This is a genomic window from Parabacteroides caecihominis (genome assembly GCF_023656785.1).
Classification (GTDB): Bacteria; Bacteroidota; Bacteroidia; order Bacteroidales; family Tannerellaceae; genus Parabacteroides; species Parabacteroides segnis.
The window spans coordinates 76,951-93,036 of record NZ_JAMOKS010000027.1; the positions used below are offsets into that span (position 1 = coordinate 76,951).

11 protein-coding genes are annotated in these 16,086 nt (G+C 42.1%); 7 read left to right on the top strand and 4 right to left on the bottom strand.

The genetic code is table 11. The features are described from left to right. Nucleotides 1-110: 110 nt before the first annotated feature. The 3 genes from NBH14_RS20185 to NBH14_RS20195 all read left to right on the top strand — a co-directional run bounded on the left by NBH14_RS20185 (nucleotide 111) and on the right by NBH14_RS20195 (nucleotide 5,631). Nucleotides 111-1,289 (top strand): ATP-binding protein, encoded by a 1,179-nt coding sequence (locus tag NBH14_RS20185; protein ID WP_186959173.1) that lies wholly within the window; start codon nucleotides 111-113, stop codon nucleotides 1,287-1,289. A 32-nt stretch (nucleotides 1,290-1,321) separates the two neighbouring features. Continuing rightward, nucleotides 1,322-4,879 (top strand): pyruvate:ferredoxin (flavodoxin) oxidoreductase, encoded by a 3,558-nt coding sequence (gene nifJ, locus NBH14_RS20190; protein WP_186959174.1) that lies wholly within the window; start codon nucleotides 1,322-1,324, stop codon nucleotides 4,877-4,879. Nucleotides 4,880-4,989: 110 nt separating this feature from the next. Beyond that, a complete protein-coding gene (locus NBH14_RS20195; protein ID WP_186959175.1) occupies nucleotides 4,990-5,631 on the top strand; it encodes a hypothetical protein in 642 nt (213 codons plus the stop codon). 228 nt (nucleotides 5,632-5,859) lie between these two features. Here the strand turns inward: NBH14_RS20195 and NBH14_RS20200 are convergent, their stop codons facing one another. After that, nucleotides 5,860-6,894, bottom strand: a complete 1,035-nt coding sequence (locus tag NBH14_RS20200) for an aldo/keto reductase (protein WP_186959176.1) — start codon at nucleotides 6,892-6,894, stop codon at nucleotides 5,860-5,862. Nucleotides 6,895-7,003: 109 nt separating this feature from the next. On the opposite strand from NBH14_RS20200, the gene NBH14_RS20205 reads away from it, so the two are divergent. From NBH14_RS20205 to NBH14_RS20220, 4 genes are all read left to right on the top strand, one after another. Beyond that, a complete protein-coding gene (locus tag NBH14_RS20205; protein ID WP_186959177.1) occupies nucleotides 7,004-7,780 on the top strand; it encodes a Cof-type HAD-IIB family hydrolase in 777 nt (258 codons plus the stop codon). Nucleotides 7,781-7,833: 53 nt separating this feature from the next. Then, the gene (locus NBH14_RS20210) at nucleotides 7,834-8,376 is read left to right on the top strand and encodes a beta-class carbonic anhydrase (protein ID WP_007658305.1); all 543 of its coding nucleotides are present in this window, start codon (nucleotides 7,834-7,836) and stop codon (nucleotides 8,374-8,376) included. 189 nt (nucleotides 8,377-8,565) lie between these two features. Next, entirely contained in the window at nucleotides 8,566-8,724 is a 159-nt protein-coding gene (locus NBH14_RS20215) for a hypothetical protein (RefSeq protein ID WP_186959178.1), read from the top strand. 239 nt (nucleotides 8,725-8,963) lie between these two features. Next, complete coding sequence (locus NBH14_RS20220) at nucleotides 8,964-9,962, top strand: M28 family metallopeptidase (RefSeq protein ID WP_186959179.1); 999 nt, start codon at nucleotides 8,964-8,966, stop codon at nucleotides 9,960-9,962. Between the two features lie 65 nt (nucleotides 9,963-10,027). Here the strand turns inward: NBH14_RS20220 and NBH14_RS20225 are convergent, their stop codons facing one another. The 3 genes from NBH14_RS20225 to NBH14_RS20235 form a co-directional block, all read right to left on the bottom strand. Next, the gene (locus NBH14_RS20225) at nucleotides 10,028-10,570 is read right to left on the bottom strand and encodes an FKBP-type peptidyl-prolyl cis-trans isomerase (protein WP_186959180.1); all 543 of its coding nucleotides are present in this window, start codon (nucleotides 10,568-10,570) and stop codon (nucleotides 10,028-10,030) included. A gap of 106 nt (nucleotides 10,571-10,676) precedes the next feature. Then, a complete protein-coding gene (locus NBH14_RS20230) occupies nucleotides 10,677-12,449 on the bottom strand; it encodes a SusD/RagB family nutrient-binding outer membrane lipoprotein (protein WP_186959181.1) in 1,773 nt (590 codons plus the stop codon). Nucleotides 12,450-12,464: 15 nt separating this feature from the next. Then, nucleotides 12,465-15,827, bottom strand: coding sequence for a SusC/RagA family TonB-linked outer membrane protein (locus NBH14_RS20235; RefSeq protein WP_186959182.1), 3,363 nt, complete (start codon nucleotides 15,825-15,827; stop codon nucleotides 12,465-12,467). Nucleotides 15,828-16,086 lie beyond the last annotated feature (259 nt).

Sequence of the window (16,086 nt, forward strand, 5' to 3'; positions counted from 1 at the left end):
CAATACGCTTTGCCAACTTTGGATTGCCAACTGAAAATAAAATTGCTATCTCGGTATTGCAAAGTTGAGGATATTTTCTATCTTTGCGGTCTATATAGTAAGACAGTCAGGTGGAAGCATTCTTTAAAACACATAAATACCTTGTAGAACATTTGCATGCACCGGTACGCCGGGGGCTGATGGATGAGATTGACTGGAATGACCGGTTGATCGGGATCAAAGGCTCTCGTGGAGTAGGGAAAACTACTTTTTTACTGGATTATGCCCGCGAACATTTTGGTGCTGATAATAAAGAGTGCCTGTATATAAATCTGAATCACTTTTATTTTACGGAACGTACGCTGGTCGACTTTGCTTCTGAGTTCAGGGCAAAAGGAGGGAAGGTGTTGTTGATCGACCAGGTTTTCAAATATTCCGGATGGTCGAAAGAGTTACGTTATTGTTATGATAATTTTGAAGATCTGAAGATTATCTTTTCCGGTTCGTCTGTTATGAGGCTGAAAGAGGAAAATCCGGATCTCTCAGGTAAAGTTGTTTCATATAATCTGCGTGGTTTTTCTTTCCGCGAGTTTTTGAATCTGATGTCGGGAAACAATTTTCCGGCTTATACGTTTGAAGAAATAATCGGGAACCATCAGGAGATTGCGAAGAATATTTGTTCGGTAGCCAAACCGATGGCTTATTTTCAGGATTATTTGCATCATGGTTTTTATCCGTTCTTCCTGGAGAAACGTAATTTCTCAGAGAACCTGCTGAAGACAATGAATATGATGCTGGAGGTAGATGTCTTGTACATCAAGCAAATCGAGCAAAGCTATCTGCCCAAACTCCGCAAACTGTTGTATCTGCTGGCTATCAGTGCACCGTGTACGCCGAATGTCAGCCAGTTGAGCAAAGAAATAGAAACGTCACGGGCTACAGTGATGAATTATATAAAATATCTGACCGATGCCCGTTTAATGAATATGTTATATCCGGTAGGCGAATCGTTTCCGAAAAAACCATCTACCGTGTATATGTACAATTCGAATCTGATGTACCCCATCCGTCCGATGGAGGTAAATGTGCAGGCAGTGCGCGAATCTTTTTTCTATAACCAGCTTTTGAAAGACAATACGCTAAATGAGGGAATGAAGAACGCACACTTTTTGGTAAACGGAAAGTATAATTTCAGGATAGAGGAAAGTATGAAAGTAAAAAACAATCCCGATTTATACTATGCTGTAGACAAGGTCGAAGTAGGAGAAGAGAATATGATCCCGCTTTGGCTGTTTGGCTTTTTATACTAAGAAATTCTTTTAAATACTAATAGTAAAAGTCTATGACAAAACAGAAGAAATTTTTGACCTGTGATGGTAACCAGGCTGCTGCTCATATTTCATATATGTTCAGCGAAGTAGCCGCTATCTACCCCATCACTCCGTCGTCTACAATGGCAGAATATGTAGACGAATGGGCTGCCGCCGGACGTAAGAATATTTTCGGCGAAACGGTTTTGGTACAGGAAATGCAATCAGAAGGTGGTGCTGCGGGTGCAGTTCACGGTTCTTTGCAGGCTGGTGCCCTGACTTCAACTTACACGGCTTCTCAGGGATTGTTGCTGATGATCCCTAACATGTACAAGATTGCCGGTGAGTTGCTTCCTTGCGTATTCCATGTATCTGCCCGTACACTGGCATCTCATGCCTTGTGTATCTTCGGCGATCATCAGGATGTTATGTCTGCTCGTCAGACTGGTTTCGCAATGTTGGCAGAAGGTTCTGTTCAGGAAGTTATGGACTTGTCTGGTGTAGCTCACCTGGCTACTATCAAGTCTCGTGTTCCTTTCGTGAACTTCTTCGACGGTTTCCGTACATCTCACGAAATCCAGAAGATCGAAGCTCTGGAAAATGATGACCTGGCTCCGCTGATCGACCAGAAGGCGTTGGCTGAATTCCGTGCACGTGCTTTGAATCCTGAAAAACCGGAAGCTCGCGGTATGGCTGAAAACCCGGATCACTTCTTCCAGCACAGAGAATCTTCAAACAAATACTATGAAGCAGTTCCTGCTATCGTAGAAGAATATATGAACGAAATCTCCAAGCTCACAGGCCGTAAATATGGTTTGTTCGATTACTACGGAGCAGAAGATGCAGAACGTGTGATTATCGCAATGGGTTCTGTAACCGAAGCTGCCCGCGAAGCTATCGACCACCTGACTGCTCAGGGTGAAAAAGTTGGTTTGGTTTCTGTTCATTTGTATCGTCCGTTCTCTGCTAAGCATTTCCTGGCTGCTGTTCCTAAGACAGCAAAACGTATCGCAGTTCTTGACAGAACAAAAGAACCGGGTGCAACTGGCGAACCTTTGTATCTGGATGTAAAAGACTGTTTCTACGGACAGGCTGACGCTCCGGTTATCGTGGGTGGCCGTTATGGTCTGGGTTCTAAAGATACTACTCCGGCACAGATCATCGCTGTATACGAAAACCTGGCATTGCCGATGCCGAAGAACCAGTTCACACTGGGTATCGTAGACGACGTGACATTCACTTCTCTTCCTCAGAAAGAAGAAATCGCTTTGGGTGGCGAAGGCATGTTCGAAGCTAAGTTCTACGGATTAGGTGCTGACGGTACGGTTGGTGCTAACAAGAACTCAGTAAAGATTATTGGTGACAATACAGACAAATATTGCCAGGCATACTTCTCTTATGATTCTAAGAAGTCTGGTGGTTTCACTTGTTCTCACCTGCGTTTCGGTGATCATCCGATTCGTTCAACTTATTTGGTAAATACTCCGAACTTCGTTGCTTGTCACGTTCAGGCTTATCTGCGTATGTACGATGTTACTCGCGGTTTGCGTGAAAACGGTACATTCCTGTTGAACACTGTATGGAATGGCGAAGAGTTGGCTAAACACCTGCCGAACAAGGTAAAACGTTATTTCGCTCAGAAAAATATTACTGTTTACTATATCAATGCAACTCAGATTGCTTTGGAAATTGGTTTGGGCAACCGTACCAATACAATCCTTCAGTCTGCATTCTTCCGTATCACAGGTGTAATTCCTGTTGATTTGGCTATCGAACAGATGAAGAAATTCATCGTGAAGTCTTACGGTAAGAAAGGTGAAGATGTAGTTAATAAGAACTATGCTGCTGTCGATCGTGGTGGCGAATATACTCAGCTGACAGTTGATCCGGACTGGGCTAACCTGCCGGACGATGAAGCTGTTGCAAACAACGATCCTGCTTTCATCAACGAAGTAGTTCGTCCTATCAATGCACAGGATGGTGACCTGCTGAAGGTTTCTGCATTCGAAGGTATCGAAGACGGAACATGGCATCAGGGAACATCTAAATATGAAAAACGTGGTGTAGCTGCTTTCGTTCCTGTTTGGGAACCGGATAACTGTATCCAGTGTAACAAGTGTGCATATGTTTGTCCTCACGCTTCTATCCGTCCGTTCGTGTTGGATGCTGCTGAACAGGCTGCTGCTCCGTTCAATAACTCTTTGAAAGCAACAGGTAAACAATTCGAAGGAATGCAGTTCCGTATTCAGGTAGACGTTCTTGACTGTCTGGGTTGTGGTAACTGTGCCGATGTTTGTCCGGGAAATCCGAAGAAGGGTGGTAAAGCGCTTAAGATGGCTGCTTTGGAAACTCAATTGGATGAAGCTCCGAACTGGGATTTCTGTGCTGAAAAGGTGACAACAAAACAACATCTGGTTGATGTGAAGGCTAACGTGAAGAACTCTCAGTTTGCAACTCCGTTGTTTGAGTTCTCCGGTGCTTGCTCCGGTTGTGGTGAAACTCCGTACGTGAAGTTGGTAACTCAACTGTTCGGTGACCGTGAAATGGTAGCTAACGCAACAGGCTGTTCTTCTATCTATTCAGGTTCAGTTCCTTCTACTCCTTATACAACAAACGATAAGGGTCAGGGTCCGGCTTGGGCTAACTCATTGTTCGAAGACTTCTGCGAATTCGGTCTGGGTATGGAATTGGCTAACGAAAAAATGCGTGCACGCCTGACAAATGCGATGAACGAAATTATCGCTGCCGACAACGCTCCTGCTGAAGCTAAGGAAGTTCTGAAGGCTTGGGTTGAAAATCAGAATGATGCCGATAAGACAAAAGAACTGGCTCCTCAGGTATTGGCTATTGCTGAAGAAGGTATCACTCACGGCTGTCCGCTTAGCGCACAGATCAAGGAGCTTTCTCACTTCCTGGTAAAACGTTCACAGTGGATTATCGGTGGTGACGGTGCTTCTTACGATATCGGTTACGGTGGTCTTGACCATGTAATTGCTTCAGGTAAGAACGTTAACATCCTGGTATTGGATACTGAAGTTTATTCAAATACGGGAGGTCAGTCTTCTAAAGCTACTCCGGTAGGTGCAATCGCTAAGTTTGCTGCTTCCGGTAAGAGAATCCGTAAGAAAGACCTGGGTCTGATGGCTACAACTTACGGTTACGTTTATGTTGCTCAGATCGCAATGGGTGCCGACCAGGCTCAGACATTGAAAGCGATCCGCGAAGCTGAAGCTTATGATGGTCCTTCATTGATCATTGCTTATGCTCCTTGTATCAACCACGGTTTGAAGAAGGGTATGGGTAAGAGCCAGCAGGAAGAAGCTGATGCAGTAGCATGCGGTTACTGGCATTTGTGGCGTTACAACCCAGCTTTGGAAGAAGAAGGCAAGAATCCGTTCACTTTGGATAGCAAAGAACCGGATTGGAGCAAATTCCAGGACTTCCTGAAAGGTGAAGTACGTTTCGCATCTCTGACAAAACAATTCCCGGCTGAAGCAGGTCAATTGTTCCAGGCTGCCGAAGACAACGCTAAGTGGAGACTTAACAACTACAAGCGTTTGGCTAAACAGCAGTGGGGCGTTGAAGAATAATTGATTATTTGGTCATCTAAATAGTAAAACGGAATCTTCGAAAGGAGGTTCCGTTTTTTTTGTATAAGCTAAATAAATCGTACCTTTAGCGAAACTAAACAAACAAGTAAATGGCAAAAAATAAAAGCAAGCAGAATCAGTTTCAGTTACTCTCTCCTGAAAAGTATATTCGTTTGAAAGCTAGAAATTTACCGATAGAGGTGTGCTATGTCTCCGATGACTGGAAAGATGAAAGAGGAGCTGTAGCAGAAGTGATCGTAGTTCGTCGTCATGCCGGTGGAAATTATACATTCGGAGTTTACGTCGTAGATACGTTGTGTCTGGGAGTGAAACATTCTGTATATCGGTTTAATGTGCCACCGGATGAGTATGACGATTTTGTTGAAAGAACGGCCACTGATTGCGGTATTAAAATCAGTTATAATGAAGCTCATAATTTTATTTATGGGGCTATAGAGTTTGCCGAAGAGTTCGGGATCAAACCGGATAAGAGTTTTGCCCTGACGCAATATATACTGGAAGAGGATACGGAAGAGATTCCTTTGATTGAATATAAATATGGGAGAGGTGGCCGCCCTCACCTGGTTGCCGAAACTTCTCTTGAGGCAAGTAAATATATCCCTATATTGGAAGAATCCACAGGCGGCGATTTCGGTCTTGAGATATTGGAAGATCGTGATGTGTTCGATGATGATGAATTTGATGATGAATATGACGAGGAGGAGGAAGATAAAGATAATAAGACAATGTGAGGTGCACCAATAATAATGTAGTGGGGAATTGATTCGGAATTTCTCAAATATGAATGTAGCGTCGTTGGTAGGGGCGGTTCGCGAACCGCCCTTACGGTGTCAATGTAAGCCTGTAAGGCTTTAACAAACCAGCCCATCTAACCCTAGGCAGGTTTGTTAAAGGCCTACAGCCTGAAGGCACCGTCACTAATTGGCTCATCCTATAATTTGCAGATAGTTCAATTATTCCTAAAATTGAATCTGTGCATTCAAAAACGGGAATTGTGCCTGGTGCCAATATGGATAAACGGGGGTGACCTGGCTGGCATTATCCAGTTTTTTTACCTGTTCCGGTGTCAGGTTCCAGCCGACAGCCTCCAGATTCTGTTTTAATTGTTCTTCCGTGCTGGCCCCGATTATCAGGCTGGAAACAGTTGGGCGTTGCAGTAACCAGTTCAGCGCACATTGTGCTACCGAATGTCCTGTATCTTCTGCTATTTCATCCAATACATCCATTATATTATATAAACGTTCGTAGGAAGTAGCTTCATCGGGGATAGGACTTCCGCCCCGAGCCACACGTCCGTCGGCCGGTATCGGATTGTTGCGCCGGTATCTTCCGCCCAGACGTCCTGCTGAAAGAGGACTCCAGATGATGGAACCTACCTTCTGATCGATTCCGAGCGGCATTAATTCCCATTCAAACTCCCTGTTGAGCAAAGAATAATGAACCTGCTGTGCCACATAACGACTCCAGCCATAGCGTTCGGAGACAGACAAAGCCTTCATCAGATGCCATCCGGAGAAATTAGAGCAAGCGATATACCGTATTTTTCCGGCAGTGATCAGATCATCCAGAGCGCGAAGCGTTTCTTCTACCGGCGTATTGGCGTCAAATCCGTGCATATGATAAATATCAATATGATCGGTATTCAGTCGTTTCAAGCTGGCTTCGCAGGCCTTGATGAGGTGGAAGCGGGAAGAACCCATAGCGTTTCGTCCTTCCGGATTCAGGTTGAATGTGGCTTTGGTCGATATCAACAGTCTATTTCTCAGCCCTTCAACAGCTTTTCCCAATATCGTTTCAGAAAGTCCGTCTGAATATGCATCAGCCGTGTCGAACAGGTTTACACCCGCATCGAGGCAAAGGTTTATCATACGCTTGGCTTCGTCCACCTGGGTATGTCCCCATCCTTCGAAACCGTTTGTACCTCCAAAAGTAGCAGTCCCTAAACAAAGCACGGGTACATAAAGTCCCGATCCTCCTAATTGTCTGTATTCCATAGCTTACCTATTAAATTGTTATTAAGATCTTACTTACAAAGGTATATAAAAATCCGCATGTGTTTATTTATTCTTATCTTTGTATCAAATTTAGGTTATTAGAAAAAGTATGGTTAAGGCAATTTTCTTCGATATAGACGGGACGTTGGTCAGTTTTAAGACACATGAAGTACCCCGCTCTACCATTGACGCATTGGATATCTTACGGAAGAAAGGTATTAAAGTTTTTATAGCAACAGGTCGTCATTACAGTTCCATCAACAATCTGGGAGATTTAAAATTTGACGGATATGTCACACTGAACGGTGGATATTGTTTTGCCGGAGAAGACAAAGTGATCTATAAACACAGCATTCCCGACAGGGATATCGATGCATTGATCCGCTATTTGGAAACTGAAGAGTCTTTCCCTTGTGCTTTTGTCCAGGAAAAAGAAATCTTTATGAATTATAAGGATGAAACGGTGGAAGAAATATTCAATATGCTGAATTTTCCGGAGCCACCTATCCATCCTCTGAGTGAAATGAAGGGAAAGACGGTTTACCAGCTAGTCTCATTTTTTACTGCCGAACAGGAGAAAAAGATCATGTCTATCTTATCCCATTGCGAATCCACCCGTTGGAATCCGTTGTTTACCGATGTGGTACCTGCCGGAAGCAGTAAGCGGATCGGTATTGATAAAATGCTGGAATACTTTAAGATACCATTAAATGAATGTATGGCTTTCGGAGATGGCGGTAATGATGTAGCCATGCTTCAGCATGCCGGGATCGGGGTTGCTATGGGGAATGCTGACGACGACGTAAAACAATATGCGGATTATGTAACCGATTCCGTTGATGAGGACGGGATATTCAAAGCGTTGAAATTCCACAACATTATTTGAACCAGTGTTGTTATTTATATAGCTAGTATTATTATTAAAAGAAAGACAGACTCATGATAGACGAATTACTTGAATACAACCGGGGATTTGTAGATAAGAAAGGATACGAAAAGTTTATAACGAATAAGTATCCCGATAAAAAGATTGCCATCGTATCCTGTATGGATACTCGTCTGATAGAATTGCTTCCTGCCGCATTGGGCATAAAGAATGGCGACGTGAAAATCATAAAGAATGCCGGTGCAATCATTTCGCATCCGTTCGGCAGTGTGATACGCAGTCTGATGGTTGCTATTTATGAACTGGGAGTGGTTGAGATCATGATCATTGGTCATTCTGATTGCGGTGCCCAGCATATGGACAGCGACGAGATGATCGAAGCAATGAAGAAACGGGGTATTCCCGCTGAGCGAATCGATATGATCCGTTACTGCGGAATCGATTTTAAATACTGGCTTCGTGGGTTTGACTCGACAGAATGCTCAGTAAAAGATACAGTCGAACAAGTTCGCAACCATCCGTTGATTCCTACCGATATTACGGTTAGAGGCTTTGTAATTAATTCAGTTACAGGCGAATTAACCGAGGTGGAGTAGGACGGTTATCTTCTGAAAATCTATTTCTATAGATTAAATAAATGTAAAGATAGAAATATTTTATATGTTTTATAGCATAGTTTCGGAAAAAGTGCTTATCTTTGCACTGTAAACAAAAAGAAAAGATTAAGGTTTAGGTTAATTATTAACGAGTCTTCCAAGCGTGGAAGACATAAAAAAGTAAAGATTATGATGACAAGTAGAAATGAAGAAAATCTTCGTACTTTAGCGATGTTGCGTTATCAGGCTGATCGTTATCAGTCAATGAGAAATGGTACAATGAGTCAGCGAGTAAATGCTGAAATCCGTCGCCTGTTAGATGAAATGGGCGCTAACGCAAAAAATTAAACAAAAAGAAAGTATATTATTTTGATGTATTCTCTTCACCAGGGTCTTTTATAAGACTGGTGAGAGATCGAAAGATGGGCATTCGACGCTGACTGAACAGCGAAGATTAGCCTTTTTTTATTTTCTATCCCTTACAATTCTTCGATTTATCTTTTATCTTTGTCTTGGAAAACGAAGATAGGCTACATTCGGAAGCTGAAACTATTTATTTCCGATAATTTGTAAAACACAATCATATAATGAAAAGAACAGGTTTATTTGTAGCATCCGTCATGCTATCTACCACTCTTTGGGCACAGTCGCCTGTAGAAAAAGGACTGAACACCATTAATAAGGAAAACGCGGAAGCCTATATCGGTTTCTTAGCCAGTGACGAACTGGAAGGGCGTGAAGCCGGTTTCCAGGGAGGAAGGATTGCTGCCGAGTATATCGTCTCCAACCTGAAGACAATGGGCATCGCTCCCTTGAATGAGTCTTATTACCAACCTTTCGAGGCTTATAATAAGGAACGCCAGAAGAGGGGACGTTTCCAGGTACATCCTGATTCGATCGCCCAACTGAAGCAAGGCGTACATCAGAAGTTATCCATGCGTAATATTTTGGGTAAGATAGAAGGGAAGAATCCGAATGAATATGTTATCATCGGGGCTCATTATGATCATTTGGGATTCGATCCGATGCTGGACGGTGACCAGATCTATAACGGGGCGGATGATAATGCTTCGGGTGTATCGGCTGTCCTTCAGGTTGCAAAAGCATTCCTGGCCTCCGGTGAGCAACCGGAGCGTACGGTTATTTTTGCTTTCTGGGACGGTGAAGAAAAAGGATTGCTAGGCTCTGAATATTTTGTGCAGAACTGTTCTTTCCTGAAAGATGTAAAGGGATATTTGAATTATGATATGATCGGCCGCAATTCGAACGAAGCGGTTCCCGAGCAGGTCGATTATTTCTATACGGAAGCAAACAAGGCTTTCGGTGACTGGCTAAAGAGTGATATCAAGAAATATGGCCTGAACCTGAAACCTGTTTATCACCCCTGGGACAAGCCGGTAGGAGGGAGTGATAACGGTTCTTTTGCCAAACGCGATATCCCTATTATCTGGTATCACACTAACGGTCATCCTGACTACCATATGCCGAGCGACCATGTCGAAAAGATCAACTGGGACAAGATCGTAGATATTACAAAAGCCTCTTTCCTGAATATGTGGAATCTGGCGAATGAGAAGAAATATTAGTGTTGAATATAAAAAAGGAGAGGATCTTTCAATTTTTGAAATGAAACAACCTCTCCTTTTTTAGCTTAATCAAAACTTTTTACAGTAAAAGTAAATTGCAACGTTGAGCATAATGGAATATACGGATTGGAGTAATTACGATCCCCATATCCCAACTGATAAGGGATTATAGCATCTACCCTTTCTCCTTTACGGATTTTCGGCAAAAGAGCAGCCAGGCCCTTAATCAGATTCGGACTGTCCAATTTTAAAGTCTGATCTATCGGATTACCATCTTTATTACCTACGATAACCGTTTGGGAAACCGGAATTACTCCTAACATAGAAACTTTTACATCAGCATCTATCTCAGGGAAAGAATCTATTTGACTCGTTTCCAGTACACGATACAAAAGCGTATCTTCATCCACGACCAATCGCTGATACAGTAATTGTCCGTCATCCTCTACATCTTCCTTTTTTTCCTGAAAATATTTCTGATTATCGGCAATCCATATTTTCTCCTCTTCTGTATGAGCCGGTATTGTCTTTTCATCGTCATCACCACAAGCCGATAGGCCGATCACCATCGCTATTACCCAATACAGGATCATATTAATCGATTTCATTTTTACTCATTTTGTTAAATTATGCAGTACATTTTATAGTGAATAAAGGCTGTCGAAAAAGTTTCTCGACAGCCTTTGCGGTTATGTAGCATTAAGCTAATGTTTATTACAATGCATTACCATTATGGTTTTCTGCAGGAGTTGTACGTCCTGTCCACCAAACTGGTGTGTCGTATGTATTCTTATGAGCAACTTTTGCAAAGTTATCACCGTTGTTAGTCAACTCACTGGACGGATAGAACATACGTTCCTGGAATACCACATTAGGAGTGGAGACGAAAGGCAGTTCTCCGTCGAAGTCTTTTACCAAACGACGAGCTTCGTTGTAAATTTCATACGGATTCATGATATTCATGTGGCAGAACTTCTGGTCGAAAATGAATTTCAGTTTATCTTTTGTTGAGGCCAAACTAGCAAACTTGTTAGCAGCTAGTTCTTCATAATCAGCCAGATGATCTTCGTCCAATTCCGGAGCTTTAGCCTTTGCCTGAACATACAGAATACTCGGCAGAGAAGATTCATTATAACTCATTGTTTTGTTCACGTTATAATAGAAACGAGTAGAAGCATCAATGGCCTTCTTAATACAGCTTTTAACATCGATATTACCTAACTCGCCCGGCCAACGTACAGCGGCTTCAGCCAATAACAAGTTTGTTTCTGTTGAACCCATTACCGGAAACTTCATATCGAAATTGAAGTAAGTGCGACGGTTATACATTGTAGGAATACGTTCCGGATTCCACGGATTAGTAACCACATCATTAAAATTATACATATCAGTCAATTCCTTTTCTGTATAATAGTTAGGAAGTTCCGCTTCAGCTTCTTCTATTGTTAATGGCAAACCAATATAGCGTCCGTGGATATCCGGTTGGAACATGGCATACAAACGTGGGTCAAAATCGTGACGAGTGATACCATTTTCATCACCTGGCTGATATTCATAATTCATGATATCTTCAATGATCGTTGCCGGTGCACCTGATTCATATCCACGTTCATCCAAACCACGGAAGAACGTCAATTCGAAGGCATGTGTTTTATCCTGTTCTTCAAAACCAAGATCATGTGAATATTCTGTCAACATGCGGTTTTCGGCAATCAACTCTTTAATAGTCGAAAGAGCTGCATCCGGTTTCACATGGCAGAGGCGCATTGCCATACGCAAACGTAAAGAATTTGCCATACGAATCCATTTGTCCAAATCACCGTTACACAAAATATCTACAGAAGAGAATTTTGACTCTTGTGCATCTGTTTGAAATTGATATTCACTTAATTCAGCAGCTGCATTTTTCAGAGTTTCCATGATATTCATGTAAATCTCTTCTTGTGTATCATATTTAGGGTAAAACAGTTCTTGGAAAGCACCTCCGGCTTCTGAATAAGGCATATCATCGTACAAGTCTGTTGCACGTTGGAATGCATAAGAACGGATAATATCACTACAAAGCATATACACTTTGTTTTGTTCTTGCTCTTCTTCTGTCATGTCGGCATACAGCAATTTCATGCCACTGAGTTCCTTGCTGTAATTGGTACAAGTCTGTGTGAATATAAACTCATTAAACGGAGTACCTGACCAGCCATCCCACGGACGGACAATCGTATTGTTTTGAGTTCTATCCAGATACAATGGACTGACACCTAATCCTAACATCTTACCGAAACCTCTCATGTAATGGTAAGTCGCACCGTAATCATACCGGAACAAATGTCCTTTTGTCTGAGCAGAAGCAAACAGCAAGCTGAAGTCAGCTTCCGTCAATTTATCCGGATTATAAAATTTCTCATCCAGTGTGTCACATGACACCATTGCTCCGGTTACGGCAACGCCTAAAGCTAAACTGGTTATATATTTTCTGATTGTATTCATACTTTGTTATACTGATTAGAATGAAACATTAAGACCCAAACCAAAACTGCGGATACCCGGGATACTACTAACCTCTGTAAATGAGTTAGTACCTTGTGTAGATTCCGGTGTTACATTCGGAATTGCCTTATAAATATAGCACAAGTTGTTTGCAAAGGCATTGATACGTGCGCTTTGAATCTTGAACTTTGAGACGAAACTTTTTGGTAAATTATAGTTGAACGACAAAGAACGCAAAGCTATGTAATCACTTTTATAGATCTGGTCTTCAGACAAATCCATACCTCCCTGCCAATATAACTGACTGTAGTATTGTTCAGCAGAGATCACTTTTTCATTCTGTTTTCCATCACTTGTAACACCAGGAGTAATTACACCATCATGCAAAATAAATGGGTAGAAAGAATCAGCAGGTACAGCGGCTGAATGGCTATCCAACTTGATACGTTCGCCAGCCGTATTCACATAATAAGGTAGACCACCCCGGGCTTCATCACGATACTTCAATGATTCAACGCCGGAACCATTACCTAACAAAAACATATTTGTCTGAGAAATCATGGTTGCACCGAACTGGAAGTCAAAGACTGCACTCAAAGAAAAGTCTTTATATGACAGGCTTGTAGTCAAACCACCGACAACATCCGGCGTAATCTTACCAACTTTTATCATTTTCGTTTTATCAAAGTCCCAAACACCGGTTCCCTGGTTTACGATACGGTTACCCTGTTCGTCACGCTGATATGGATAAATATAGATTTCACCATATTCGCCATTAGGAATACTCCGAACAGAAGCACCGGTAGCGCCCCACATATCCAACTGATTAATACCTTTACCCAATTTCTTTACTTTGGTTGAATAGTTCGCCAGGTTGAATCCAACTTCCCATGTCCAATCTTTCGTCATGATCGGCTTTGTATTCACAGAAAATTCAATACCACTTTGGGCGATATCACCTGCATTCATACGAACTTCGGTTAAACCGGAAGAAGAAGGCACTGTTAACTTCGTGATCTGGTCGTATGTATTATTATGGAAGAAAGAGAAATCTACACCGATACGGTTACCCGGTAAGAATGCTCCTTCTAAGCCGATTTCATATTCACGTTTACGTTCAGGCTTCAAGTTCGGAACCGGGAATCCTCCAGTTGCTGAAGCAAAGTCTGCCGGTGGCAAATAATCAGGTAACGACATGGTAGGTTGTCCACCATAAGCACCTAACGAGAAGTCTACGTTACCATAATAACGAGGACCCGGACGACCGACGTCGGCCCAAGAAGCACGTACTTTACCAAAGTTCAAACTTGGAATATCGAATGCTTCCGTGAAGATCCATGACAAGCTGGCACCTGGGTAGAAGTAATGGTTATTTTCCGGAGGAAGGATGGAAGACCAGTCATTACGAGCCTGGATTTCCAAATACACCTGGTTGGCATAAGCTAACTGAGCAGAAGCGAACACACTCAACAATAAGTCATTTCCACGAGAACGGCTGGAACGAGGTCCGAAGTCTTCACGCGTATTACTCAAAGAAAACCAGTTTTCAATAGCGAATGTTTCCGCTACGTATTGTTCCTGATATTCCTCTTTATTATACTTAACAGCACCACCGACCATGGCTGATAAATCCCAAACGTCATTGAATGTCTGATTGTAGTTGAAAGAAGACTGACCGTACATAATCATGTTACGTTTGTTCGCAATCTGATACCAACCTTGCTTATTTTCGTAAGACAACGGCTTGCTGACATGTTGCTTAATTTCCTGATCGGATACCGTCCAGTCAATACCACCCAGCGTAGTCCAAGAGAACTTATCATTGAATGTTACATCAACGTTCAATGATTGAATCAAGTGGTTACGGTCAAAGTCATTCGAGTTACGCAATTGTGACCAATAATAACCAGAGAAATAACTGGTATAAGGAGCCATCTGCGTAACAGAATTGTTCATGCTGAAATAATTGTAACCTTCATCTGTCAGATACATATCTTTGATCAAGTTGACATCCTGTTCACGAGGGAAACCATAAGTTGCAAAACTTTGCATGGCATACGGAGCATTGTGATCTTTCGTATTCGAGAAGTTGGTATTCATTTTCACCTTAATCCAGTCATTTGCTTTCAGATCTGCTGCAAAACTAAATGAGTGGGCTTTGTTATCTGCACCATAAGAGATAGCATTGTAATCACGATAGTTGTATGACAAACGGAAAGACCCCAGCTCTCCGCCATTACTCAATGCAAAATTCACATTGGTTTGACCACCTGTGCGATATAAATCTCTTTGATTATTCTTTTGAGCAGAATAAGAATGATATTGACCGTCCCACCATAACAACTGACGGCCATCTAAACGTGGACCGAAGTTATAACTGGAACCTCTCCACAAAGACTCGACAGTTTGTCCGGTATGCGGGTCAGTCATTGTATAGAAACCATCTTTAGAGATTTCTTTTAAAGCGGCAGTACCGGGACTCGAACCTGTACCGAATTCATTCTGCAATTCAGGTAAGTATGCAGCCACATTCCAGGAATGGTTGATACCGAAATCAATACCTAATCCTTTTTTACCACCGGTTTTAGTAGTAATCAACATGACACCGTTAGCACCTTCCGATCCATACAATACGGCCGCTTTCGCTCCTTTCAGAATTTCAATGGAAGCAATGTCCTCCGGGTTAATGTCGTTCAAACCAGTACCATGGTCACCACCGGTACGGCTGTTGGTAGACTGTCCGGTATTTTCATCATGAATAGGAATACCATCTACTACAATCAATGGACGCGTAGAAGAATCTTCTGTCAACGAAATGGCATTACGAACCTTAATGTTCATACCACCGGAAGGACCGGAAGCTGTAGATTGTAATTGTAAACCTGAAGTTTTACCATACAGAGCTTGCATAGCATTCATCGGTGTACCGGCTTCAGTCAGTTCTTCTCCTTTCACACTACTTACCGAATAACCCAACGCTTTCTTTTCGCGTTTGATACCCAAAGCTGTTACAACGACTTCATCCAGTTTCTGAGCGTCTTCCGCCAGTTTTACTTGTAAAGCCGGTTGGCCAGTGTACTTGATTTCCTGGGTTGAGTACCCTATAAAAGAAATCTGAATAATGTCACCGCTCTTTACATTCTCCAATGTAAAGTTACCGTCCATATCGGTAATCGATCCATTAGTTGTACCTTTTACTACGACAGATGCTCCGGCTACAGGACCGAATTCATCTTCAACTGTTCCCGTTACTTTCCCAGTCTGTTGGGAAATACTTGTTTTTGGCATTGCTGTAACCGTATCCGCAAATACATATCCGGGAATACCCAGTGTACCGGCCAACAGCAATAAGCCTACAGGCTTAAAGTTTTTCAACATAATTGATGGTTTTTATTTGAACATACAATAGCCATTGCTTTGGCGAAACAATGGTCTGTTCTAATTCTCATTAGATATAATTTTCAATAATTCTTTAGCACCAAGTGTTTTTTTAGTTGGCGTTGATAACTTAGTACTAAAAGAACTCTGTACATTTTATATCCGCGACAAATATATGAAATAATTATTACCCTGTGTTATTTTTCGTCAAAAAAATATCACAAGATTTTGTTTTTAACACATTGGCTAACAATATTCA